The sequence below is a fragment of the Janthinobacterium sp. 344 genome, assembly GCF_900112025.1.
Lineage (GTDB): Bacteria > Pseudomonadota > Gammaproteobacteria > Burkholderiales > Burkholderiaceae_D > Janthinobacterium.
Map to the genome: position 1 here is coordinate 426,667 of NZ_FOKL01000003.1, position 23,581 is coordinate 450,247.

Annotated in this window: 20 protein-coding genes; 3 read left to right on the forward strand and 17 right to left on the reverse strand. The window is 66.8% G+C overall.

Going from position 1 to position 23,581, the window contains the following annotated elements; genetic code table 11:
- Positions 1-64: 64 nt before the first annotated feature.
- Positions 65-820, reverse strand: a complete 756-nt coding sequence (locus BM193_RS11550) for a class II aldolase/adducin family protein (protein ID WP_092797862.1) — start codon at positions 818-820, stop codon at positions 65-67.
- 260 nt (positions 821-1,080) lie between these two features.
- On the opposite strand from BM193_RS11550, the gene BM193_RS11555 reads away from it, so the two are divergent.
- Positions 1,081-2,133, forward strand: a complete 1,053-nt coding sequence (locus BM193_RS11555) for an ABC transporter substrate-binding protein (protein WP_092797863.1) — start codon at positions 1,081-1,083, stop codon at positions 2,131-2,133.
- A 141-nt stretch (positions 2,134-2,274) separates the two neighbouring features.
- On the opposite strand, the gene BM193_RS11560 is transcribed toward BM193_RS11555, so the two are convergent.
- The 4 genes from BM193_RS11560 to BM193_RS11575 form a co-directional block, all read right to left on the reverse strand.
- On the reverse strand, positions 2,275-4,647 hold the full coding sequence (locus BM193_RS11560; protein ID WP_092797864.1) for a TonB-dependent receptor: 2,373 nt from the start codon (positions 4,645-4,647) through the stop codon (positions 2,275-2,277).
- 222 nt (positions 4,648-4,869) lie between these two features.
- Positions 4,870-6,024 (reverse strand): LLM class flavin-dependent oxidoreductase, encoded by a 1,155-nt coding sequence (locus BM193_RS11565; protein WP_092797865.1) that lies wholly within the window; start codon positions 6,022-6,024, stop codon positions 4,870-4,872.
- 26 nt (positions 6,025-6,050) lie between these two features.
- Positions 6,051-7,130: an LLM class flavin-dependent oxidoreductase gene (locus tag BM193_RS11570; protein WP_092797866.1), complete on the reverse strand. Its 1,080-nt coding sequence runs from the start codon at positions 7,128-7,130 to the stop codon at positions 6,051-6,053.
- A 237-nt stretch (positions 7,131-7,367) separates the two neighbouring features.
- Complete coding sequence (locus BM193_RS11575; protein WP_092797867.1) at positions 7,368-8,558, reverse strand: sigma-54 interaction domain-containing protein; 1,191 nt, start codon at positions 8,556-8,558, stop codon at positions 7,368-7,370.
- A 158-nt stretch (positions 8,559-8,716) separates the two neighbouring features.
- Here BM193_RS11575 and BM193_RS11580 point away from each other — a divergent pair, with 158 nt between their 5' ends.
- Positions 8,717-10,054: an LLM class flavin-dependent oxidoreductase gene (locus tag BM193_RS11580; protein WP_092797868.1), complete on the forward strand. Its 1,338-nt coding sequence runs from the start codon at positions 8,717-8,719 to the stop codon at positions 10,052-10,054.
- Positions 10,055-10,057: 3 nt separating this feature from the next.
- On the opposite strand, the gene hmgA is transcribed toward BM193_RS11580, so the two are convergent.
- From hmgA to BM193_RS11640, 12 genes are all read right to left on the reverse strand, one after another.
- Positions 10,058-11,359, reverse strand: a complete 1,302-nt coding sequence (hmgA, locus tag BM193_RS11585; protein WP_092797869.1) for a homogentisate 1,2-dioxygenase — start codon at positions 11,357-11,359, stop codon at positions 10,058-10,060.
- Positions 11,356-11,541 (reverse strand): DUF2783 domain-containing protein, encoded by a 186-nt coding sequence (locus BM193_RS11590; RefSeq protein WP_092797870.1) that lies wholly within the window; start codon positions 11,539-11,541, stop codon positions 11,356-11,358. The genes hmgA and BM193_RS11590 overlap by 4 nt, the downstream gene beginning before the upstream one ends.
- Before the next feature lie 12 nt (positions 11,542-11,553).
- The gene (locus BM193_RS11595) at positions 11,554-13,233 is read right to left on the reverse strand and encodes an FAD-dependent oxidoreductase (RefSeq protein WP_092797871.1); all 1,680 of its coding nucleotides are present in this window, start codon (positions 13,231-13,233) and stop codon (positions 11,554-11,556) included.
- A gap of 11 nt (positions 13,234-13,244) precedes the next feature.
- Entirely contained in the window at positions 13,245-14,597 is a 1,353-nt protein-coding gene (locus BM193_RS11600; protein ID WP_254786070.1) for an MFS transporter, read from the reverse strand.
- 231 nt (positions 14,598-14,828) lie between these two features.
- Complete coding sequence (locus tag BM193_RS11605; protein ID WP_092797873.1) at positions 14,829-15,227, reverse strand: DUF1842 domain-containing protein; 399 nt, start codon at positions 15,225-15,227, stop codon at positions 14,829-14,831.
- A gap of 216 nt (positions 15,228-15,443) precedes the next feature.
- Positions 15,444-16,262 (reverse strand): helix-turn-helix domain-containing protein, encoded by an 819-nt coding sequence (locus tag BM193_RS11610; protein ID WP_092797874.1) that lies wholly within the window; start codon positions 16,260-16,262, stop codon positions 15,444-15,446.
- 25 nt (positions 16,263-16,287) lie between these two features.
- Positions 16,288-16,797: a peptide-methionine (S)-S-oxide reductase MsrA gene (msrA, locus tag BM193_RS11615; protein ID WP_092797875.1), complete on the reverse strand. Its 510-nt coding sequence runs from the start codon at positions 16,795-16,797 to the stop codon at positions 16,288-16,290.
- Positions 16,798-16,852: 55 nt separating this feature from the next.
- The gene (locus tag BM193_RS11620) at positions 16,853-18,196 is read right to left on the reverse strand and encodes an MBL fold metallo-hydrolase (protein ID WP_092797876.1); all 1,344 of its coding nucleotides are present in this window, start codon (positions 18,194-18,196) and stop codon (positions 16,853-16,855) included.
- A 101-nt stretch (positions 18,197-18,297) separates the two neighbouring features.
- Positions 18,298-19,272 (reverse strand): porphobilinogen synthase, encoded by a 975-nt coding sequence (gene hemB / locus BM193_RS11625; protein WP_092797877.1) that lies wholly within the window; start codon positions 19,270-19,272, stop codon positions 18,298-18,300.
- A gap of 87 nt (positions 19,273-19,359) precedes the next feature.
- On the reverse strand, positions 19,360-20,310 hold the full coding sequence (locus BM193_RS11630; protein WP_092797878.1) for a VirK/YbjX family protein: 951 nt from the start codon (positions 20,308-20,310) through the stop codon (positions 19,360-19,362).
- 177 nt (positions 20,311-20,487) lie between these two features.
- The gene (locus BM193_RS11635) at positions 20,488-21,840 is read right to left on the reverse strand and encodes a sensor histidine kinase (RefSeq protein ID WP_092797879.1); all 1,353 of its coding nucleotides are present in this window, start codon (positions 21,838-21,840) and stop codon (positions 20,488-20,490) included.
- Complete coding sequence (locus BM193_RS11640) at positions 21,833-22,519, reverse strand: winged helix-turn-helix domain-containing protein (protein ID WP_070218452.1); 687 nt, start codon at positions 22,517-22,519, stop codon at positions 21,833-21,835. The genes BM193_RS11635 and BM193_RS11640 overlap by 8 nt, the downstream gene beginning before the upstream one ends.
- 285 nt (positions 22,520-22,804) lie before the next feature.
- On the opposite strand from BM193_RS11640, the gene BM193_RS11645 reads away from it, so the two are divergent.
- Positions 22,805-23,581: a DUF481 domain-containing protein gene (locus BM193_RS11645; RefSeq protein WP_092797880.1), complete on the forward strand. Its 777-nt coding sequence runs from the start codon at positions 22,805-22,807 to the stop codon at positions 23,579-23,581.

Sequence of the window (23,581 nt, forward strand, 5' to 3'; positions counted from 1 at the left end):
GCGCAGCGGTGCCTGGGCACAGCGAGCATCACAGGCAGCAAGGCGCGACGCGCAGCAGGTGTGGTCAGGTGTTGACCAGGTCGGTGGCAGGCAGCAGCGACAAGGCGCGCGCCGTGTCGATCAGCTTGCTCATCTTCCATTGCTGCAGCAGCACGCCGGGGCCGAAGTCGCGCGAACCGCCGATGGCTTCGGCCGCGATCTGGATTTTCGCCCCCTCTTCCAGCAGCAGGATGAACTCGGCCAGCTTCAGCAAGCCCTGCTTGCCCCACACGGTGGCGCCGCCGTTCGCTTCCAGGATGGCCGTGGCATGCGTGTTGCGGGCGATTTCGCCGAGGATGAAATCGACTTCCGGCTGGCGGCGGTCGATATAGACGGGAATTTCGCGCACCAGCTGGTAGCGCTGCACGGGCACGTAGCGGATCGGCAGGGTGCGGTGCGTCTGCGCCCATGCGCCCAGCGACGGCGAATGCACGTGCGAGATCGACGTGACCTCGGGCCGCTCGCGGAACAGTTTTAAATAGCGCGCGCCGCCGTTATTCGCGTCGCCGAGCAGCACCGTGCCGTCCAGCGCCAGCACGGCCGCCTTCAGGGGCTGGCCGCGGCGGAACGGCCCCGGGTCGTTGACCACCACCACCTTGTCGCCGCCAGGGGTGCGCTCGACAAAGCCCACCGTGCCATTGGCCGTCAGGCTGCCCGTCTCGCGCAAGCCGTCGAAGGCGGTCTGCGCGTCGCGCCGCACCTGCTCCACGAAGGCCAGTTCGGCGGCCGTCAGATCCTGTGCCTGTACTTGTTGTGCTTCCGCTTGTGCCACGTCCGTCATGTCATGCTCCATTCTTGAGGTTGAGGTACGAATCAGTCATGCCTCTACTTTCGCAAGACGCGTGCCAGCGCCGGGGCCGGGGAAATGCTGGAGCGCTGCTGCTGGCGCAACAGCGGCTGCTGGCACGGCAGCAGCGCTGGACGCGGGTGCTGTGGCCCAGCCAGCAAGCGCGGTCCTGGGGCTGACCCGGCGTCTCGGGCTCCGGCAGCAGGCATGTTTTGTGCAGCGTTCGGTCTTCCTCACCTTGACCAAGGAATCCCATGACTACCGCAACCTCCCCCGCCGTCGATACCGTCTGGTTCACCCGCTGCCCCGTGCCCACGGCCACGGGCCTGGCCTATCAACTGGGCTGGCTGGATGAAGAATTCGCCCGCGACGGCATCGCCTTGAAGACCCTGCAGGAAGTGGGCGGCGAGCTGGCGCGCCACCACTACGACCATGGCCTGTCCACGCTCGTGCGCGAAGGGGGCAACCTGCTGGCCCTGCCCGCGCGCGCGCAAGGCGCGCCCACACGGCTGATCGGCCTGACGTGGATCGACGAATGGCAAGCCATCCTCGTGCGCCCCGGTTCCGGCATCACGACGCCCGCGCAGCTGCAGGGCAAGCGTGTGGCGCTGCCCGTGTTCCGCCCCGAAGACTTGCGCGAAAACCGGCGCGGACGCAGCATCGCGCGCGGCATGAGCCTGGCCGGCTACAAGGGCGTGCTGGCGTCCGCCGGCCTCTCCCTCGACGATGTGCGGCTGGTGGAAGTGGGAGGCGACGCGCCGGCATCGGCCAATCTCGGTGCGGGCCTGTGGCAAGGCATCGCGCCGCTGCTGCGCGGCGAGGTCGATGCCGTCTACGTGAAAGGCGCGGCGGCGGCCGAGGCGGCCCGCGCGGCGGGGCTGGAAGTGGGCATCGCCATCGACGCCCTGCCCGACCGGCGCTTCCGCGTGAACAACGGCACGCCGCGCCCGATCACCGTGCATGCCTCCATGCTGGAAGAGCATTTCGAGCTGGTCGTGCGCTTTTTGACGCAGACCCTGCGCGCCGCGCACTGGGCGCGCAGCCACCCGGCCGACGTGCTGGCCATCCTGCAGGGCGAGACGCGGGCCGGCGCCGACGCCGTGGCCGAAGCCTACCGCGACGGTTTTCATCTGACCCTGGCGCCCGACCTGTCGGAAGAAAAAGTGGCGCTGTTCCGCCAGCAGAAGGATTTTCAATTGCAGCACGGCTTCCTCGACCGCGACGTCGATATCGACAGCTGGATCGACCGCCGGCCGCTGGAAGAGGCGCAGCGACGGCTGGAGGCGCTGCTGCGGGTGGCGGCTTGATGGGGGTGTAGCGGTGTTGTCGGCTTACGCTGCGCTGAGCCGGCCTACCGCTGCCTAAGCCGACAACTCCAGCCTGAGCCGACCTGCGCGAAAATACAAAGGCCGGCGAGTTTGCCGGCCTTTCACATCAGGCGGTCACGCTCAGAACTGCAGCGTGTACGACGCGCCCACCGTGCGGCCCTGGCCGATGATGACCGTGTCGCCGTTGACGGCGCCGGGCACGAAACTGGTAAGCGTGTGGTTGCGGTAGACCTTGTCGGCCAGGTTGTTCGCGTATGCCGTGATGCGCTGCTTGCCGCCCGGGAGCACATAGGACAGGCGCGCATTGGCCAGGGCGAAGCCGCCCTGGTTCAGCAGGTCGCGCGCGGCGCTTTGCGGGTCCACATAGTAGTACTGCTTCGACGTGTAGCGCACGTCGCCGCTGAAGACCAGCTGCGCGCCGTTGCCCAGCGGGTAGCGGTAGTCGGCCGCCAGCAGGGCCGTCACGTGGGGCGAACGCACGAACTCATTGCCGGAGCGGTCGCCGCCGTTGTTCTGGATGGCGAAATCGTCGAACTCCGTGCGCAGCAGGCCCAGATTGGCGTTGATGTGCAGGTTGTCCGTCGGCTGCGCCTCGATCTCGAATTCCGCGCCGTTCACGTGGGCCTTGCGCACGTTCTGCAGATAGCTGACGTTCTGCGTGGGGTCGCCGTTGTACACGCCCGTGATATTCACCTGCACGTCCTTGTAATCATAATGAAAAACGTTGGCGTTGAAGTTCAGGCGCCCGTCCAGCCATTCGGACTTGAGGCCCGCCTCGAACGAGTTCAGGGTTTCCGGCTTCACCGTATTGAGCGCCCGCACGTCCGTGGCGCTGGTGTTGTAGCCGCCCGACTTGATGCCATGCGCGTATTTCAGGTAGCCGCGCAGGGTGCGGCTGAAGCGATATTCGGGCGTCACGTCATACGTCAGCGCATTCCACGTGGTGGACTGGGTCGACGTGAAGTTGTTGTTGGCGACCGAGGCGGCCGTGTAATTGCCGCCCTGGACCGTGTTCCACCAGTTGGCCGGGTCGCCGAACGTCACCGTGTTCGACGCGGCCTGCACGCGCCGCAAGTCCAGGTCCTTGGTTTCCGTGGTCCAGCGCAAGCCAAACGTGGACAGGAACTGCTCGCTGAAGTTGACGGTGGTGCTGCCGAAGATGGCCGCGCTGCGCGCCTTGTGCTGGTAGATGCTGCGGTTGTAGCCGACAGGCTGCGTGCTGCCCGCCAGCGCCGGCACCGTGCCGTTGGGCAGGCGCGCGCCGGCTGAATCGGAATCGATCTTTTCATTGAAGTAGAACAGGCCCGCCACCCAGCTCAGGGTGCCGTTTTGCGGCGACGTCAATCGCAGCTCCTGCGACACTTGCCGGCTGCTCGCCTTCGAGCGGCTGCGCCCCACTTCCAGCGGCGTGTTGTCGCTGTCGCCCGTCGCTTCGTTGCGGAAGTTTTCATAGCCCGTGATGGAAGTGAGGGTCAGCTCGCCCAGCGCATACTCCAGGTTCAGCTGCGCGCCGCCCTGCTGCACGTCGCTGTCGGCCGGTGCGTTCGTGCTCACATCATCGGGATTGGTGCTGGGGATGTAGCCGTTGCGGTACACGCCATTCGCGCCGTAGCTGGCCACGGTGGTGGTGGCGCCCTTGGTCGTGTAGTCGCGGTAATGCAGGTTCAAATTGGCCGTCAGGTCGCGCCCGATCAGGGCCTTGAGCTGGCCGCGGATGGCGCTGTCCTTGAGTTTTCCATCGCGCTCGCCCGTAAACAGGTTGTGGAAACGGCCCTTGTCCTGCTGCTCCGTGTGGAAGGACAATCGCCCCGCCAGCACCTCGTCGACCAGCGCGCCGCCTATGGCGCCCTCGGCCAGGGTGGTGTCGTAGCTGCCGTAATCGAGCTTGGCGTAGCCGCTGGACTTGAACGAGGGTTTGCGCGAAATCACGTTGATGGCGCCGCCCGTCGTGTTCTTGCCCCACAGGGTGCCTTGCGGGCCGCGCAGCACTTCCACCCGGTCCAGGTCGAACAGGGGAAAGCCCGTGGCGCTGGAATTGCTGAGGTAGACGTCATCGAGGTAAAAGCCGACGGGATTCGGAAAGTCGATCTGCTGCTGGCCCGCGCCCACGCCGCGTATCCACCAGCGCGGGCGGCCGTGCTGCTGCGTGCCGGCCGAGGCGTTCGGCACGTAGTTGAGGATTTCGCTGGCCGAACGGCCGATGCCCGTGTCGAGCAGCTCCTTGCCACCGAGGACGGTAATCGCGCTCGGCACCTTCTGCGCCGATTCCTCGCGCTTTTGCGCCGTCACCGTCACCGATTGCAGGGAAGCGCCCTCGCCCGAGCCATTCGCGTCGGCCGTGGCAATGACATCGGCGGCAGGCGTTTCCGCATGGGCCAGGCCGGGCGCGAGCATCAGGCCGCCGATGGCAAAGGCCGAGCGCAGCGCGCGGCGCACGGGCGTCAGGTGGAAAGGAAATGGAGAAGAGTCGGCGGGGGCGGTGGAACGGCGCATGGGTGATTATCCTTGAGTAAAGTCAAAACGCGAGATGGTGATGACCTACATTGCAAGGGGCATGCCCGCTGCCGCAGCGCAGCAAAATTGAACTTAAGTGATTGATTTCAAAGGAAGACTATCGAGATGATAGCGCTGTTGATTTGGCAGCAGCGGCGCCGCCGCGTGCTGCCTGCGCGACAGCAGGCGGTGGCGCTGCTGTCGCGGCAACAGGGGAAAGGATCAGGCGGCGCGCAGCAGGGCCGCCGTATGGCCGCGCACCAGCGGCAGCACTTCCTCGCCCACCCGGTACGCTTCTTCCAGGTGCGGCGTGCTGGCCAGGATGAAGGCGTCGGCACCCAGCTGCACCAGTTCGTCGAGGCGCTCGGCCACCTGCTGGTAGCTGCCGACGATGCCCTGCGTCTGCCCGCCGCGCAGCAAATTAAAACCGGACCAGATGTTCGGCGCCGTGATCAAGTCCTTGTAGCTGTTCAGGGTCGTCGGGCGGTTGCCGCGCTGGCGCGCCGCGCCCACGGAGTCGCCGCCATCGGTGCCGAGGAACTGGCGCAGGGTGGCGGCGTCCACGGCGTCAAAACCCTTGCGCACCTCGTCCCACGCCTCTTCTTCCGTGGCGCGGGCCACGATATCGACGCGCACGGCGCACTTGATCTTGCGCCCCAGCAGCGCCGTCTTTTCCTGCACGCGGGCGAATTTCTCGCGCAGCTGCTCGAACGGTTCCAGCCACGTCAGGTAGTAATCGGCGTGCTTCGAGGCGGAACCGAGGGCCGCGTCGGACGAACCGGAAAAGTAAATCTCGGGGAAATCCTGCTCCGACAGGGGCGTGGCCAGGCCCGCGTCTTCCACCTGGTAGAACTTGCCCTGGTAGGAAAACGGTCCGCCGCGCCACACGCCGCGCACCACATCGAGAAATTCCGTCGTGCGCGTGTAGCGGTCGTCGTGGCCGGCCGAATCGCCCCACCACAGCTGCGCCGGACCGCCGCCGCCCGTGATGACGTTGTACAGGGCGCGGCCGCCCGTGGCCCGCTGCAGGCTGGCCGTCATGCGCGCGGCCACCACGGGGTTCAAAAAGCCGGGCTGGAACGGGATCATGAAGCGGAAGGTGCGCGTCTCGCGCGCCAGCAGCGCGGAAATGGCCCACGGTTCGTCCGTCATGGGAAACGACGGAATCAGGCCGCCCTGGAAGCCCGACAATTCGGCCGCGCGGGCGATTTCCGCCAGGTAGTCGATGTACGTAAAACCGTCGGCGCCGCCGCCACCGAGGCCGGCCTGGCGCAGGTTGTCATTGCCGGGAAACCAGTCGCCGCGAAACGGCGTGCGGGCGCGGTGCGAACTCGGTTCGCCATGCGTGGGAATGCGCCAGAAAAAATCGATTGCCATGTAGGGTACTCCTTGGTAAGTTGGATTCAAGCGGCCCGCTGCTGCGGGTTCAGCGCTGCCCGCACCAGCGGCAGCACGTACTCGCCGATGCGGTAGGCTTCCTCGAAATGGGGGATCGCCGCCAGCACGAAGCTGGCCACGCCCGCCTGCGCATAGGCTTCCAGCGCGGCGGCCACCTGTGCATGGCTGCCGACCAGGGCGCCGTGGGCGCCCGTCTGCGCCTGCGCAAAGCCGGGCCAGAAGGCGGCGGCACGGTCATCGAAGGGCACATCGTCAGGCAGACCCGCGCCGTTGCGGTAGCGCCGCGCATCGCGCAAGGCTTCGTCGAACGTTTCACGGGCCAGCACGTCGATGCGCAAGCCCGCCGCCACGGCGCGGCCCTGCTGGCGCGCCTGCGTTTGCAGGCTGTCGATGGAATGCTGCAAATCCGCCACGGGCGCCGCATCGAAGACGTGCACGTCGGCCTGGCGCGCCGACAGGGCCAGCGCCTCGGGCGTCTCCCCCGTCAGGTAGATGCTGTTGACAGGGTGGTTTGCCAGCGGGCCCTTGAAGCCGCCATCCTGCACTTCGAAGTATCTGCCCTTGAAGCTGAACGGAGAGCTGGTCTGCACGCCGCGCGCCACCGTGATGAATTCATCGATGCGGGGCAGAATATCGGCATCCGGCGCCGCATCGCCCTGGCGCCGGCGCGCGGCCGCATCGCCGCCGTGGCTTATCTGCCAGGCGAAGCGCCCGCCCGTGAAGCGCTGGAAGCTGACGGCGTTCTTCGCCGCGTACACGGCCGAACCCCAGGCCGCGTCGAATTCGGCGATCAGCTTCAGGTGGCGCGTGCTGCGCGCCAGATACCCTGCGACGATCCAGCTTTCATCGCCCTGCGTATCGTGGCGCACCTGGATGCCGTCGAAGCCGGACAGGTCGGCCGCGCGGGCGATCTGGTGCAGGTAGTCGAAGTAATTGAACGGCGGGTGGGCGCCGCGCGGGTCGCTCACGCCCGCCTGCAGGGGGCTGGGCGCGCCGGCGGCCCGTTCGCCCCGGCGCGTGATGCCGGGCGCCGCGTAACGGCCGTCGCCGCCGGTGGGCAATTGCCAGATGAATTCGATGGTCATGCATGGACTCCTGTCGTGGGTCAAAAAAAAGGGCGCGGCGCATCGCGCGCAGCGATCTGCCCTTCCCTCCTCGCAGAAAACATGCCATGCGCAGCAGCCCCGCCAGCACCATGCGCTGTTGATTTGGCAGCAATCCGCTGCGGCCACGGCAGCAAGGTGCTGCGCGCGCAGCAGCCATAAAAAAGCCGGAGCCGCATCGCTGCGGGTCCGGCACGAAGGGGCTGGCGTGTTGCGGGCCTAATCGATGGCGCCCGCCTTTTTCAGGAAGGTGCGCAGGATGTTGCGGCTGATATGCAAGTGTTTGGCCGTGCGCACCTGGTTGCGCTCATTGCGCTCCCACGCGGCGCAGACCAGTTCCTGCTGCAAGGCTTCGAACGCCACGGCCTCGCCCGAGTCGAGCAGGGCTTGCCAGGCGCGGGCGAAGCGTTCGGTGGCCAGCACGTCGTCCTGGCCGGCCGCGCCGTGGGCCGCGCAGGCGATGTCGGCGCCGCCGGCCCAGGCGTCCGGCACGGGCACAGGGGCGGATGCGGGCGCCGGAGCGCGGTGCCAGCCCGACAGGCTCAAATCATCGGCGCGCACCTCGCCGCTGCGGCACACCAGCAGCGCGCGGTGGATGACGTTTTCCAGTTCGCGGATATTGCCCGGCCACGGATAGGCCAGCAAGGCTTGCTGGGCGTCAGGTCCCAGTTCCACCTCGCCCAGGTGCAATCGCTGCGCATAGATGGCCATGAAGTGGCGCGTCAGCGGCATGATGTCGCCCGGACGCTCGCGCAAGGGGCGCAGCGGCAGGCCGATCACCTGCAGGCGGTAATACAGGTCTTCGCGGAAGCGCCCGGCCCGCACGGCTTCGGCCAGGTCCACATTGGTGGCGGCGATCAGGCGCACGTCGATGGGGATGGCGCGCCGCGCGCCCAGGCGCACCACTTCGCGCTCCTGCAGCACGCGCAGCAGCTTGACCTGCATCGCCAGCGGCAAGTCGCCGATTTCATCGAGGAACAGGGTGCCGCCGCTGGCCGTCTCGAACCAGCCGGGCTTGCCCTGCTGGGCGCCCGTGAAAGCCCCTTTTTCATAGCCAAACAGTTCGCTCTCGACGAGGGTTTCGGAAAACGCGCCGCAGTTGATCGCCACGAAAGTCTGCTCGGCGCGCCCGCTCAAGCCGTGCACGTGGCGCGCGATCAGTTCTTTTCCCGTGCCCGTCTCGCCCGTGATCAGCACCGTCGCCTCGCTGGGGGCGATGCGCTCGATCAGCTCGTGCAACTGGCGCGAACGGGGGTCGGCAAAGACGAAGGCCGTGGCGCGCACCAGCAAGCTCATTTGCTGCGGATCGCGGAAGGCGACCAGCGCGCCGTCATCGTCGGCGCCGGCGCCACGGGCAAGGTGGGCGCTGCGCGCGAAATCGCTGCTGAAATTGTGGGCTAAGAGTTCCATGGGCCGACTATACCGCGCGCCATCTGCAGGCGTGAACGAATGGTGCCGCGCTAGCTTATCCGGATTTTGCATATGCGCGCCGCCGCTCCCCTGCTGGCCCGAAGCTTGCATCCACATTGAGGCAAACCCTGTCGCCACCCCACCACGGAGCTTCGCCCATGCCAGCACGCCAGCTAGTCCTGAACGTCTTCCTGCAACGCCACGGCCACCACCCTGCCGCCTGGCGCCATCCGTCGGCAAGCGCCAGCGGGCGGCCCGACCTGGCCTGGTGGCTGCATGCCGCCCGGCTGGCCGAGGCGGCCAAGTTCGACAGTTTTTTTATCGCCGACTTCATCGGCCGCTCGGGCGACGTCACGCCGGAGACGGGCCGCGCCGCCATCGGCCTGCCCTTCGAACCCTACACCCTGCTGTCGGCCATCGCCGCCGTGACGCGCCATATCGGCCTGATCGCGACCGTCAACACGAATTACGAGCACCCGTATCACGTGGCGCGCAAATTCAGTTCGCTCGACCACCTGAGCGGCGGGCGCGCGGGCTGGAATATCGTCTCCTCGTTCGCCGAGCATACGGCGCGCAATTTCGGCATCGATGCGCCGCGCAGCCACGCGCAGCGCTATGCGCGCGCCGATGAATTCGTCGCCCTGTCCAAGGCCCTGTGGGACAGCTGGGACGACGATGCCTTCGACCGGCCCGACCGCTCCGGCGGCCAGTTCTACCAGCCGACGGCGGGCCATGCGCTCGATTTCCAGGGCGAGTATTTCGCCTCGCAAGGCTTGCTCGACCTGCCCCGTCCCGTGCAGGGCCACCCCGTGCTGGTCCAGGCGGGCAATTCCGAGACGGGCCGCGAATTTGCCGCGCGGCTGGCCGAGATGGTGTACTGCTCCGCCACCTCGCTGCCCGTGGCGCAGGCGTATTACGCGGACGTCAAGGGCCGCATGGCCAAATACGGCCGCGCGGAAGATCAGTTGAAGGTGACGCCGGGGCTGTCGGTGGTGGTGGCGGAAAGCGACCAGCAGGCGCAGGATCAATTTGACGAACTGCAGGCGCTGGTCGACTTCAGCAATCTGGAATTTGGCGGCTTCGACTTGTCCGGCTATCCGCTCGACGGCCCCCTGCCCGACCTGCCCTACGTGGCGGGCGACAATGGCAAGGGACGCTTCCGGCAGCAGCTGGAGCTTGCCCGCCGCGAGCACCTGACCCTGCGCCAGCTGGTGCTGCGCTTTCGCGTGGCGCGCGGCCATCTGCAAGCCGTCGGCTCCGTCAAGACCGTGGCCGACGTGATGGAGCAATGGTTCGTGGAACGGGGCGCGGACGGCTTCAACATCGTGCCACCCTTGCTGCCGCAAGGCTTCGAGGACTTTACCCGGCTGGTGGTGCCGGAACTGCAGCGGCGCGGCCTGTTCCGCACCGAGTATGCGGCCAGCACCCTGCGCGGCCACCTGGGCCTGGCGCGGCCGGCCAACCCGCATACGGGGACGCGGGCGCGGGCCGCCTGACGATCACTGGTCCGGGTCGAAATGCTTGCGCAAGCCTTGCCAGCACTCGAAATAATCCTGTTGCAGCAACTCGCTGTCCAAGGCGAACGGCGTGGGCTTGAGGATGGTGCGCGTCTCGAACATGAAGGCCATGGTGTCCGCCACTTTCACGGGCGTGGCCGTGTCGCTGTGCGAGGCACGTTCGAAGGTCTGCGCATCGGGGCCGTGGCCGGACATGCAGTTGTGCAGGCTGGCGCCGCCCGGCACGAAACCGGCCGCCTTGGCATCGTACACGCCGTGGATCAGTCCCATGAACTCGCTGGCCACGTTGCGGTGGAACCAGGGCGGCCGGAACGTATGCTCGGCGGCCAGCCAGCGCGGCGGGAAGATGGCGAAGTCGATGGCGCCGAACAGCGGGTTTTCGCTCGGCGCCTGCAGCACGAGGAAGATCGACGGGTCCGGATGGTCGTAGCTGATGGAGCCGATGACATTGAAGCGGCGCAGATCGTATTTGTACGGCGCATAATTGCCATGCCAGGCCACCACGTCCAGCGGCGAATGGTCCAAGGTCGTGCGCCACAGGTGGCCGCCGAACTTGGCCAGCAGCTCGCACTCGCCGTCGATATCTTCATACGCCGCGTGCGGCGTGAGGAAGTCGCGGGAGTTCGCCAGGCCGTTCGAGCCGATCGGTCCCATGTCCGGCAGGCGGAAGGCCGTGCCGAAATTTTCGCACACATAGCCGCGCGCCTGGCCATCCGGCAGGGTCACGCGGAAACGCACGCCGCGCGGGATGACGGCGATTTCCTGCGGTTCCAACTCGATCAGGCCCAGTTCCGTGGCGATCGCCAGCCGCCCCTGCTGTGGCACGACCAGCAATTCGCCGTCGGCGGAATAGAAAAAGCGCTGCATGGAGCGGTTGGCGGCATACACGTGGATGGCGCAGCCGCTCATCGCTTCGGCGCTGCCATTGCCCGCCATCGTTTGCCAGCCGTCGATGAAGTCCACCGGCGTGGCGCTGTCGGGCGGCGGCAGCGGGTCCCAGCGCAGCTGGTTCGGCGGCGTGGGCGGCATGGCGTGGAAATCGCTGACGATGCGGGTATTCTGCAGCAAAGTGAATGGCGGATGCTGGCTGGCGGGACGGATGCGGTACAGCCACGAGCGCCGGTTCTGCGCGCGCGGCGCCGTGAAGGCCGTGCCCGACAGTTGTTCCGCGTACAGACCCAGCGGCGCCCGCTGCGGCGAATTCTGCCCCTGCGGCAAGGCGCCGGCGATGGCTTCCGTGGCAAACTCGTTGCCGAAGCCGCTTTGGTAGCCGGCGCCTATCATGCGCTCTCCGCCAGGCCGTCGGCCGCGTCGCGCAGCAAGCCCTGCACCACGTCCGCCTGGCCGATGGCGCCCATGGCCAGCAGGGCGAAGCGGGCCAGGAACAGGGACGAGCGCTGCTCGCCCAGGCCGCCCATGGTGTGGCACAGCTCGGTGTACAAATTATCCAGTTCGATGTCGGTCATGTTGTCTCCTTGTTACTTTGATTGGGCGATGCCGGCCGCCGCCAGCGCCCGCGCCACCTGCCCTGCTTGCACTTGCCGCCAGCGCCCCAGCACGTGCCCATCCGGGCGCACCAGGTAAAACGTGCCGGGCCGGGCGCCGAACAGCGAGCATGCCTGCCCCGCATGGTCCCAGGCGCCCCCTTGCGTCCCGCTGCGGGCGATCGCCACAGTCGTCAAGGGCCAGGCATCGCCCAGTGCCAGCAGTTCGGCCGGCGCCGCGCCATCGTCGCTGAAGTACAGCCCCGTGAAATGGCCATCGTCGCGCTTGAGCAAATCGCTAATATACCCCGCTTTTTGCCCGCCGTCGTGCGGCAGCGCCAACGGACATTCGGGCAGGACCGTGCCCGGCGCGGGACCGCCGGCAAAGCCGTCCTGGTCGGGCGCGCTCAAGGCCGACTGCGCATACGCGATGGCGCTGGTCTGGCGCGGGTTGATCAGCGAGCGCACGTGCGCATGCTTGCCCGCCAGCCCCAGCACGGCCGTGCGCATCAGCTCGAAGGCGAAGGTAGGCGGCGCCATGAATTCCGTGCTCTTCGTGCCGTGACGCAGGTTTTCATGGGCGGCGAACACGCGTTCGTCCGAATAGCTGTCCAGCAAGCCATGCTCCGCCTGGCCGTTGACGACATACGCCAGCTTCCACGCCAGGTTGTCCGCGTCGTCGATGCCGGAATTGGCCCCGCGCACGCCGAAGATGGGCACCAGGTGGGCGGCGTCGCCCGCGAACAGCACGGGGCCATGCCGGTATTTCTCCAGGGTCAGCGCGTTGGCCTTGTAGATGGTGATCCACACGGGGTGCCACGGCGCCGTCTCGCCCATCATGGCCAGCAGGCTGTCCACGCGGGGCGCCACGTTTTCCAGCAGCACGGCCGCCTGCGCATCCTCGTCGTCGCGCAGCTGGTAATCGATGCGCCAGATATCGTCGGGCTGCTTGTGCACCAGCACGGTCGAGCCGGGATTCGACGCCGGGTCGAAATACGCGAGCCGCTCCGTCGGACGTTCGCTTTTCAGGTGGATATCGACGATGACATAGCGGCCCTCGTAGCTGGTGCCCTGCAATTTGAGGCCCAGCGCCTCGCGCACCACGCTGCGCCCGCCATCGGCCGCCACCAGCCAGTCCGTCTCGATCTGGTAGGTTTCATCGGGCGTGGCCACGGTGACGGTGGCGCCATCGGCGCGCCGCTGCACGCCCGTGACGCGCGTCTGCCAGCGGATATCGATCAGCTCCGGCTGGCGTTCGGCCGCATCGAGCAGGAATTGCTCGATATGGTATTGCGCCAGGTTGACCATCGGCGGCAGTTTCTGGTGCGCGTCTTGCGGCATCGTAAAGTGCAGCACTTCCTCGTCGCGGTAAAAGCTGCGCCCGCCCGCCCACGGCAAGCCCTTGGCCAGGAAACCGTCAAGCGCGCCCAGGCGTTCGATGATTTCCAGGCTGCGCCGCGAGATGCAGATGGCGCGGCTGCCCGTGCAGACGCCGTCGTCCGCCTCGATCAGCACCGAGCGCACGCCGTGGCGGGCCAGGCCCAGGGCCGTGGCCAGTCCCACGGGGCCGCCGCCGACGATCAATACGGGCACATGCTGGGTGCCTCCAGCGGCGGGTTTGCCGGGCGGATACACTGTCGGCACATGGGGATAAGGGTGGAACGTGTCGCTCATGATGCTTCCTTTCAACTTGGTTTTTTGCCGCCGCGGGCGATGGGCAGGGTCAGCACGATGGCCGCGCCCGCCACCAGCAGCACGCTGGCGTACAGCAGGCCGGTGGCAAAGCTGTGCGTCAAGTCCTTCAGCCAGCCCACGACGACGGGGTTCAGGGCCGAGCCGATATTGCCCGTGGCATTGATGACGGCGATGCCGATGGCGCGCGCGCCCAGGCTCAGGGCACGGTCCGGCGTGGTCCAGAAGACGGACATGGCCGTATACGCGCCCGTCGAGGCCATGCACACGCCCAGCAGCTGCACCACGGGATTGCCGGCATACGCGGTGAACAGCCAGCCGGCGGCCGACAGCAGCATGGGCCAGACGATGTGCCAGCGGCGCTCCTGCAGGCGGTCCGAGCGGCGGCCCCAGGCGATCATGCCGATCACGGTGCACACTTGCGGGATGGCCGCCAGCAAGCCGATCTGCGTGTTGCTGGCGTTGCTATTAAAACTTTTCACGATCAGCGGCGTCCACACGGCCACCATCGCCAGGGTGTTGACCAGGCAGAAATAGGCGATGCCGAATTTCAGCACGGTGGGCGAACACATTTCCGCCAGCACCGGGACTTTTTGCGGGGGCGCATCCGGCTTGTGCTCGGCCGCCAGCATGCGCGCCAGCACCTGCTGTTCCAGCTTGCCCAGCCAGTTCACCTTGTGGGGCGCATCGTCGAGGTAGCCATACACTGCCAGGCCCAGCAGCACGGACGGCATGCCTTCGAGCAGGAACAGCCATTGCCAGCCCTTCAAGCCCCAGTGGCCATCGAGGCCCAGGATCAGGCCCGACAGGGCCGAGCCGATGGCGGCCGTCACGGGCATGGCGATCATGAACAGGGCATTGGCGCGCGCCCGGTAGGCGCTGGGAAACCAGTAGGTGAGGTAGAGCAGCATGCCGGGCAGGAAGCCCGCCTCCGCCACGCCGACCAAAAAGCGCAGCGCATACAGGCTGGCCGGGCCGCTGGCGAACAGGGTCGCCGTCGAGGCCAGGCCCCAGGCGATCATCATGGAGCCTATCCATTTACGGGCGCCGATGCGCGCCAGCACGATGTTGCTGGGAATGCTGCAGGCGATGTAGGCGATGTAGAACAGCGTGGTGGCAAAGCCGAACTGGGTGCCCGACAAGCCCAGATCCTGCATCATGGTCAGGCCGGCGAAGCCGATGTTGATGCGGTCAAGAAAGGAAAACACGAATAGCAGGAACAGGAATCCCAGCAGATGGCGCGATACCTTGCGCATCACCTGCTGTTCCAGTTGTACGCTGGCCGCGTCGAGGACGGGCGCCGGGGCGGCGCCGATGGCGGGGGTTGCCCCCTGGGCGATGGTCATGCTGGTCTCCATAAGGTGTCGCCCTCCCCTGTTTATTGTTCTTGGGTGAGAGCGGCCGGCTACTCCGGCGTGACACACAGTATGCAGACGACGACGCCGGCGGCTGTCCCCATTTTGGGGACAAGCGCCGGCCGGACGACCTGGCGGGCGGCACTGCCCGGCGCAGGCAAAAACGGCGGCGCCCCCGGCAAGAGCGCCGCCGTCCAGGCAGGCCGCCGTCAGCGGGCCAGCTTAGCCGCGCTTCTTGATCGGCACGTTATCGATTTTCTGCTGGTCATAGCTGAAGGAACCATGGCCACTCCAGTTGTTGTCGGTGACAAAGGTGGCGTCGAATTTGGCCAGGTAGCTGCCGATGGCCGGCGGCGGCACGGAGACGACGTATTCGCCGCTCAGGCTGAAGACGCGCGTGGCGCCGCCAATGCCCAGGCCGTGCACGGGGCCGCTGACGGGGCGGATCACCACGCGGCCATGCGGTGGGGCGATCGATTGCGTGATCAGCGCTTCGCCGCTCACGGTGCCGTCGTCGGGATTGTAGAACAGGGCCAGATTCAGGATGGGTGCGCCAGGCAAGCCGAGGTTGCCGGCGATCAGATAGACGTGTTCTACCGCATTCAATTCAGTTGAGGACACAATGCACTCCTTCGGGGAAAGTTTCCTGAGCCATGAAAACAGAGATCGCGGGGGTGCGACAGGCACTGGCTGTCAGCCTTGCTGATGGCCCTCATGCTTCAGCGCATCAACACTCTGCAGACAGCATAGTCCGCATTTTCATAGCAATATGCTCACATTATTGCCTTGAATTCTGGCAATTTTATGCTGTGCCCGGCATGCGGCGTGCGCTAGCATTCATGCGGCATGCGGCCCTAGACATAGCGCAAACAATTGCCGCTGGCTGGAAATGCCCAGGCGTTTATACGCGCGCTTTTGATACGTGATCACGCTCGATGGCTGCACGCCCATGGTCTCGGCGATCTCCGCGGCCGTCAAGCCTTCGAGCACGCCGCGCAGCACGTCGAGTTCGCGCTTGCTCAATTGCGGGCCATGCTGGCGCAAGCGGGCCAGCATCATGGGCGAGACGCCTTGCGCGGGCTGGCCGTTCAGGCTGTAGTGGTGCCTGGCCGCATACGCGAACAGCGGCGACAGGGTTTCGATGGCGGCGATTTCGCCGGGCTGGAACTGGCCCTCGCCGCTGTCGCGGTAGAAATTGACGGAAAGCCAGATATCGCTGGCCGGCTGCACCAGCAGGGACAAGCGGTCCGACACGTTCGGTTTCTGGTAGCACGCGGCGCGGTAGCCGGGATGGCGGATCTCGTCGCTGGCCTGCTGGTGCAGCACCATGGCGGGATCGCTTTTCACGCCTGGCGCCGGCGCGATGATGCTCTGGTTGCCGTCGAGCGCATAGTAATGGCGCGCGTAGCTGTCGGCGATATCCTGCAAAAAGCGTCCGCCGCGCCGGTCGGCCACGGCCACCGTGCGCGGGCGGTTGCCAAATTCATACGCAAAGATCGTGCACTGGGCGATGGAGGCGGCCGTGCTGGCGGTTTTCAGGATGGCGCCCGCCATCGTGTTGACATCCGCGTGGCCGATGGCCGACACCAGGTCGAGGGCGCGCCCCAGATCCAGCTGTCCATCGGCCTGCCGCCGTTCCACCCGCCAGTAGCGCATGAGCGCCTCCCCCGTCGCCGCGCGCTTATTGTCCGCGCTGCGGCAAGACCCAGTCCGGCCGGATGTAGTGGCAGGTGTAGCCGTGCGGCAAGCGCTGCAGATAATCCTGGTGTTCCGGTTCCGCTTCCCAGAACGGGCCGGCCGGCGCCACTTCCGTCACCACCTTGCCGGGCCACAGGCCCGAGGCGTCGACGTCGCGGATCGTGTCTTCGGCCACGCGCCGCTGCTCGTCGCTCGTGTAAAAGATGGCCGAACGGTAGCTGGTGCCGCGGTCATTGCCCTGGCGGTTTTCCGTGCTGGGATCATGGATCTGGAAGAAGAATTCCAGGATCTTGCGGTAGCTGATGAGCTTTGGGTCGAAGATGATCTCGATCGCTTCCGCATGCGTGCCGTGGTTGCGGTAGGTGGCGTTGGCCACGTCGCCGCCGCTGTAGCCCACGCGCGTGGCCAGCACGCCCGGATAGCGGCGCAGCAAGTCTTGTACGCCCCAGAAGCAGCCGCCGGCCAGGATCGCGGTGTCGTTGTCGTGTGCCATGGTGTCTTTCCCGTTCATTCAGAAGCAGCTATCTTACTCTGTCGCGCGACTTTCTTCAGCGGGCCAGCAAGCGCTTGAGCTGCGCCGCCTGGTAGGCGCCGATGGCGTCGTTGAACAGGCAGCGGATCAGCGGGTCGTCGACGATGTCGGCCTGCGCCAGTTCGGCCCGCGTGGCGGCGTCGAACGGGCCATCGTTGATGCGCATGTACATCGACGTCAGCGATTCGCCCAGCACCAGCGCCGCATGGCATTTCACCAGCGGCACTTCGGTGGTCCAGCCCGGCGCTTCGCCCGTCTCCGGCACGAGGTCGATCAAGTCGCCATGCGTGCGGTAATGCAGGACCGTGGCGGCGCCGTCATGGCCGTACAGGGCCAGGCGCCACAGGCGCGGCTGCTGGAAGTAGCTGTCCTCGGGCAGTTCCATGTCGCGGTAGCGTTCGAGCAGGCCGTGGCGGCAGAAGTCCAGCACCAGCGCTGCTTCCGCTGCGCCCAGGGGCGCGAAGCGGCGCGCGATCTCCGCCGTGGCGGGCGCAAGCGCCTCGGGGCGGTAGTCGAAATCCACGTCCTGCGGCCCCATGGGCAGCACCCAGGGCAAGGGGTCGGCGCTGCTCGCTGCGTGCGCGTCGAGCCGCACGGCCATGGACGGGTCGAGCCGGAAAATGTGCGTCTCGGGCAGCGCGGTGCCGATTTCCTCTGCAAAGCGGCGGTAGCTGATGGGGAACATCGCATGGTTGTACCACGACCAGTCTTCCTGCACGAACTGGCACGAGCTGGGCACGAGGTAACGGGGCGCCAGCGCGCGCAGCTGCGGCACCCAGTCGTCGGGAAGTTCGACCGGGCCTCGCGCCGCCAGCGACGGCGCGATGACGGCGATCTCGCGCATGGTCTGGAATGGCCACAAGACCATGTCCCACGGCGCGAACGCGGCCAGCTGCGCCAATGTCTCCGGGCCGATCCAGGAATCGACGACATTGAGCACATTCATGCCCGCCGCGCGCACCTGGAACAGCGAATCGACATCGTCATCGAGCGCCCGGCGCGGGATCACTTCGATGGCGCCCACGCGCACGGGCACGTCCACCTGCAGCTTTTCCACCCGCGAAAAACCCAGCGCGCGCAGCATGGCGAACAGTTCGTCGAAGACGCAGTACAGATAGATGGGGGTGGCGCGGTCGAGCACATCGAGGCTGTCGAGCGAACAGTGGTCGTCGTGGAAGTGCGAGATGAAGACGGCATCCCAGCGCAGCCGGCGCACGGCGTCGAGGTCGAAGCGCACGGAGGGAAAGGCGTGGCAGTTGCGGCTGAACGGATTCTCGACGATGGGGTCGAAGGCGATGGCCGTGCCTTCGCATTCGAAGACATAGCCGGCGTGCAGGATGCGGGAGATTTTCAGGGGCATGGGGGAAAGCTAAGAATACCCAACAGCATGAATACCGGGGTCGGACCCTGAGGGTCCGACCCCAGACTTTGCCTTTGGGGTGAGAAAAACGCCGGAAATGCTCAATACGGATTATTCAGCACATCCATCGCAAAATACGTAAAGATCATGTCCGCGCCCGCGCGCTTGATGGCGCCCAGGGTTTCCTGCACCACGCGGCGCTCGTCGATGGCGCCCGCCTGCGCGGCGAACTTGATCATCGCGTATTCGCCGCTGACCTGGTAGGCGCCGATCGGCAAACGCGTCACTTCGCGCAGGTCGCGGATGATGTCCAGATACGCCCCGGCCGGCTTGACCATCAGCGCGTCGGCGCCTTCGGCTTCGTCGATGAGGGACTCGCGGATCGCTTCGCGGCGGTTCATCGGGTCCATCTGGTAGGTCTTGCGGTCGCCTTTGAGGGTGCTGCCGGCCGCGTCGCGGAACGGGCCATACAGGCCGGAAGCGAACTTGGTCGAATATGCCATCACGGGCGTGTCGTGGAAACCGGCCGCATCGAGCGCGCTGCGGATCGCCGCCACCTGGCCATCCATGGCCGCCGACGGCGCGATGATGTCGGCGCCCGCCTGGGCGGCGATGACGGCCTGCTTGCCCAGGTTCAGCACCGTGCTGTCATTGTCGACCGTGTCGCCATGCAGGATGCCGCAATGGCCGTGGTCCGTGTATTCGCAGAAGCAGGTGTCGGACATGACCACCATTTCCGGCACGGCGTCCTTGATGATGCGCGACATGCGCGCCACCAGGCCGTCCGGATTCAGCGTATCGCTGCCATGGCCATCCTTGTGGTGCGAAATGCCGAAGGTCATGACCGAACGCAGACCCGCGCGCGCATAGCGCTCCACTTCCTGCGCCAGCTTCGCTTCGGGAATGCGGCGCACGCCGGGCATGGAGGTGATGTCGATGAAATCGCTGGCGCCCTCGTCGACGAAGATGGGCAGGACCAGGTCGCGCGGGTTGATCTCGGTTTCGCGGAACAGCTCGCGCAGCTGCGGGGTCGCGCGCAGGCGGCGCATGCGCGAAGTGGGGAATTGTGCTGGCATGGTAACTGGCTTCAGGTTGAGAACGCCGGTAAGTATACGCCCATCGCGCCGGTTGCGCCGGGCCGCCTGGCAAAAAAGCCGCGCAGGTCAAGAAACGCCGGCGCACAGCGGCGCCAAATGGCCGCCCGGCGCGACGGCCGGCTGGTTCAGCAAGACGCCCAGCTGGCGCCGCAGGTCCGCCGCCAGCTGCACCAGCATGGCGCCGCGGCGGCGCGCATCGGCGCGCTTCCTGGACGGCAGCAGCGCCAGGTCCGGCATCTTGCACGGGCCGCACGGCAGGCGGTAATTGCCGTCGCTGGCGGGCAGCGCATGCAGTTCCTGCCACGCCTGGTCGTAATCGCACGAGATGTGGCGGCGCCGGCGCCAGTTCAGCGCGATGCGGTTGGCATTGCTGACCAGGCTCAGATGGTCGCAGCCAAAAAAATCGCCGAAGTCGCGCAAGGCCGCCACCATCAGGTTTTTCGGCCGGCAGCCATGCAGCGCCCGCGTGGCGTCGCGCACGGCCTGCGCACCGGCCGCCGAACGCAAGCCCTGCAGCGCGCCCAGCGCGATGGCGCCGCCGCCGGGCTGGGGACGGAACAGGAAACTGGCCAGGTACAGCGAGACGCCGTCGCGCGTCAGGCGCAGGCACAGCTCGCCCTCGCGGTGGCTTTCGTGGATGGCCGTCAGCTGCACGCGGTAGGTGGCGCCATCCTTGCCCTCGATACTGGCCAGCACCAGCGCGCGGCGCGCCGCGTATTCCACCAGCGGACGGGCCCCCGCCTGCCACAGGAAACGGTAATGCCCGCACAGCAGGTCCACCCTCGCCGCGCAGGCCAGCTGGCGATTCGCGTAGGGCCGGTAGATTTTATACAGCAGGCTGGGATGGGCTTGCGCCAGCGCGGCCAGGCCCGGCGTAGCGGCGATGAAGGCTTGCCAGCGCGCGCGCTGCAGGGGAAACACCAGGGCCCCCAGGGCGGCCTTGAGGCGATGGCCATGCTGGCGCGTTGCTGGCTGCGGCGGCGCGGACGGTTCCCCGCTGGCGGTAAGAGTGTGCATGCGAACGGTTCTGCGACGGAGTGAAACAGGCAATCCGCGGCAAGCCGCGGGCAGCCCGGAACAGGCGGCTGCACGCGGGCAGCCGCTCTACGCCGGGTAGAGCGGATGATAGGGGGAGGTGAAAATGACGGGGGTTACAAGTTGGTAATGTGCCGGCAAGCCACCGGCACCGGCAACTTAGTGCAGCAGCCGCAGCCGCAGCCGCAAGCCCGGCGCCGCATCCTCGATTTCCAGGCTGCCGCCATGCAGGGCGGCGATGGCCGCGACGATGGACAGGCCCAGGCCATTGCCGGGCAAATGGCGGCTCTTGTCGAGGCGGTAGAAGCGCTGCGTCAGTTTCGGCAGCTCCTCCACCGGCACGCCGGGGCCATTGTCGCGCACGGCCAGCCAGCTGCCATGCGCATCGCTGCCGGCCGACACCTCCACCGTGGCGCCCCGCCCCGCATATTTGATGGCGTTGTCGACCAGGCTGGCCAGCGCGCTGCCCAGCAGGTTGCGGTCGCCGCGCGCGGGCACGCCGTCGCCGTACATCTGCACCAGCAGCACGCCCTGCTCGTCGGCCGTCGCTTCGTACATTTCCACGATGTCGGCGCCGATCTGCTGCAGGTCGATGCCGCTGAAGTTCTCGGGACGCATGCCCGATTCGGCCGCCGCGATCTGCAGCAGCTTGTCGAATACGCGGGTCAGGTCGTCGATATCGTCGATGGCCGCCTGCGCCGCGCTCTCATGGCCGGCCACGTCCTGCTGCTGGCGCAAGGCGCCATCAAGCTTGTTGCGGATGCGCCCCAGCGGCGTGCGCAGGTCGTGGGCGATGGCGTTCGACACGTGGCGCACGCCTTCCATCAAGTGTTCGATGCGGTCGAGCATGCGGTTGATGTCGCGGCTCAGCAGGCCGAATTCATCTTCGCTGGTCACGGGAATGCGCCGGCTCAAGTCGCCGGCCTCGATTTCGCCCGCCGTGCGGCGGATCTGGCCGATGCGCGCCTCCAGCTGGCGGCGGAACAGCCAGGCGCCCGCCACCACCAGCAGGATGGCCACGCCGCCGCCATACGCCAGCGAACGCAGCACCAGGGCGCGGATCGACTTGCCCTCTTCCATGTCGCGCCCGACGTACAGGCGCGCGCCGCCATCGAGGTCGCGGATCAGCAGGCGCGCGGGCACGCGCCGCCCTTCGCGCGTGACGTCGCGGTGCAGCAGCAGGCCCACGGGGCTGTCCGCATCGGGCCAGGACGACAAATTGCCGGCCACGCGCCGGCCCCTGGCGTCCGTCAGCAGGAAAATTTCCGTGTCGCTGTCGGTGCGGTCCGTCAGCAAATGGGCGATTTCGGCCATCGTGCCGCTGGCATCGTCCGGGCGGTACAGGGCGGCCAGCCGCTCCGAGAGCAACGTCAATTTGCGGTCCACGCTGCGGTCCAGCACGCCGATGGTGCCGAAATAGAAGACGGCGCAGACGATGCTGATCGAGACGACCACCAGCACGCCATAGCCAAGCGCCAGGCGCGCCGCGATCGAGCGGTGCAGCTTACGCACTGTCGAGCACGCCCAGGGTGTAGCCGACGCCGCGCACGGTGTGGATCAGCGGCGGCGAAAATTCCTTGTCCACCTTGGTGCGCAAGCGGCTGACCTGCACGTCGATGACATTCGTCTGCGGGTCGAAATGGTAGTCCCACACGGCTTCGAGCAGCATGGCGCGCGTGACGGACTGCCCCTGGTGGCGCATCAGGTATTCCAGCAGGCGAAATTCGCGCGGCTGCAGCGCGATCTGCCGGTTGGCGCGCGTCACGCGCATGGTGCGCATGTCGAGCACCAGGTCGGCCACCTGCAGCTGCGTCGATTCCGGCACGGGCGCGGCGCGGCGCAGCAGCGCCTCGATGCGCGCCAGCAGTTCGGCGATGGCGAACGGCTTCGACAGATAATCGTCGCCGCCGCTGCGCAGGCCGCGCACGCGCTCATCGACGCTGGACAACGCCGACAGCACCAGCACGGGCGTGTTGCGGCCCATGCCGCGCAGGCGCGCGACGATGGCCAGGCCGTCGATCTCGCCGGGCAGCAAGCGGTCCAGCACCAGCGCATCCCAGTCCTCGCCGCAGGCCAGGCGCATGCCGTCGATGCCATTGTCGCAAGCGGTCACGTCGTGGCCCGCCTCGCGCAGGCCGGCACAGATATAGCGGGAAGTTTCGGCTTCGTCTTCGATGACCAGGCAGCGCACGGTGGTTCCTTGTAAAAATCGGGGGCAATTAGGCGCAGCATACGCCAGGCGCGCGCTGCTTGCCAGCCCTGGCGCAGGCTCGGGCCATGAATATGGCGGCATCCGGGCGCGCCGCAGCGTGCGGCGGGCGATGACAGGGTCGGGTACAATACAGCCTCGACAATGTAAGACCGCGCCCGCGCGCGCCTGTTTCAGGCGCCGCCCGGCTTGCCGCGGCCCGCATAGCCATCACTGCCACTAACGAACAGCAGGCGCGCCTGGCGCGCGCCACACACAAATACAGCCATGAAATCGACCCACTCTCTCGCACTGGCGCTGGCCCTGGCCATCACCTGCGGCGGCGCCGCCGCCAAAGACACCAAGCAAAGCCTGTTGTTCGATGAAATCCCCATCGGCAGCTGGAGCACCTCCGCCGAACTGGGCGCCATCACCACCTCGGGCAATACGGTCGGCACTTCCGTCACGGGCAAGATCGACGCGCGCCAGGAGCTCGATGACTGGAGCAACCAATACATCTTCAGCGGCTACTTCAAGGAAGATGAAACGACGAACGATGATGGCACGAAGATCCGCGAACGCTCGGCCGAGCGCTTTTCCGCCTCCGCCAAGGCCGCCTACAAGCTGATGTCCGACAATGAAAAACTGTTCGTGCTGGCGTCGCACGTGAACGACAAGTTCGGCGCCTACACCAAGTACTCGACCCTGGCCGTCGGTCATGGCTCGCGCTGGTACCAGTCGAGCGACAAGAGCGTCGACGTGGAAGTCGGTCCGGGCTACTTCAGCGGCACCAACGACACGGGCGAATCGGAACACGGCCTGACGGTGCGCGGCGCGGCCGCCATGAAATGGAAAATCAGCCAGTCGGCCATGTTTACGCAAACGGTCAGCGTGGAACGGGGCACGTCGAATACCCACTCGATCGCCGAAACGGCCCTCAGCACCAAGATCAACGGCACCATGCAGATGAAGGCCGCCTTCAGCGCCCGCAACGACACGCGCGTGCCCGATGACAAAAAGAACACGGATACGCAAACGTCGCTGACCCTGGTCTACTCATTCTGA

What these genes read in the sequence shown, in the direction of transcription:
- BM193_RS11630 (WP_092797878.1), bottom strand. Translation starts at nt 20,310, where the DNA reads ATGCACACTCTTACCGCCAGCGGGGAACCGTCCGCGCCGCCGCAGCCA.
- BM193_RS11600 (WP_254786070.1), bottom strand. Translation starts at nt 14,597, where the DNA reads ATGACCATCGCCCAGGGGGCAACCCCCGCCATCGGCGCCGCCCCGGCG.
- hemB (WP_092797877.1), bottom strand. Translation starts at nt 19,272, where the DNA reads ATGCCAGCACAATTCCCCACTTCGCGCATGCGCCGCCTGCGCGCGACC.
- BM193_RS11555 (WP_092797863.1), top strand. Translation starts at nt 1,081, where the DNA reads ATGACTACCGCAACCTCCCCCGCCGTCGATACCGTCTGGTTCACCCGC.
- BM193_RS11570 (WP_092797866.1), bottom strand. Translation starts at nt 7,130, where the DNA reads ATGACCATCGAATTCATCTGGCAATTGCCCACCGGCGGCGACGGCCGT.
- BM193_RS11580 (WP_092797868.1), top strand. Translation starts at nt 8,717, where the DNA reads ATGCCAGCACGCCAGCTAGTCCTGAACGTCTTCCTGCAACGCCACGGC.
- BM193_RS11590 (WP_092797870.1), bottom strand. Translation starts at nt 11,541, where the DNA reads ATGACCGACATCGAACTGGATAATTTGTACACCGAGCTGTGCCACACC.
- BM193_RS11550 (WP_092797862.1), bottom strand. Translation starts at nt 820, where the DNA reads ATGACGGACGTGGCACAAGCGGAAGCACAACAAGTACAGGCACAGGAT.
- BM193_RS11575 (WP_092797867.1), bottom strand. Translation starts at nt 8,558, where the DNA reads ATGGAACTCTTAGCCCACAATTTCAGCAGCGATTTCGCGCGCAGCGCC.
- BM193_RS11610 (WP_092797874.1), bottom strand. Translation starts at nt 16,262, where the DNA reads ATGCGCTACTGGCGGGTGGAACGGCGGCAGGCCGATGGACAGCTGGAT.
- BM193_RS11645 (WP_092797880.1), top strand. Translation starts at nt 22,805, where the DNA reads ATGAAATCGACCCACTCTCTCGCACTGGCGCTGGCCCTGGCCATCACC.
- BM193_RS11560 (WP_092797864.1), bottom strand. Translation starts at nt 4,647, where the DNA reads ATGCGCCGTTCCACCGCCCCCGCCGACTCTTCTCCATTTCCTTTCCAC.
- BM193_RS11565 (WP_092797865.1), bottom strand. Translation starts at nt 6,024, where the DNA reads ATGGCAATCGATTTTTTCTGGCGCATTCCCACGCATGGCGAACCGAGT.
- BM193_RS11620 (WP_092797876.1), bottom strand. Translation starts at nt 18,196, where the DNA reads ATGCCCCTGAAAATCTCCCGCATCCTGCACGCCGGCTATGTCTTCGAA.
- msrA (WP_092797875.1), bottom strand. Translation starts at nt 16,797, where the DNA reads ATGGCACACGACAACGACACCGCGATCCTGGCCGGCGGCTGCTTCTGG.
- BM193_RS11595 (WP_092797871.1), bottom strand. Translation starts at nt 13,233, where the DNA reads ATGAGCGACACGTTCCACCCTTATCCCCATGTGCCGACAGTGTATCCG.
- hmgA (WP_092797869.1), bottom strand. Translation starts at nt 11,359, where the DNA reads ATGATAGGCGCCGGCTACCAAAGCGGCTTCGGCAACGAGTTTGCCACG.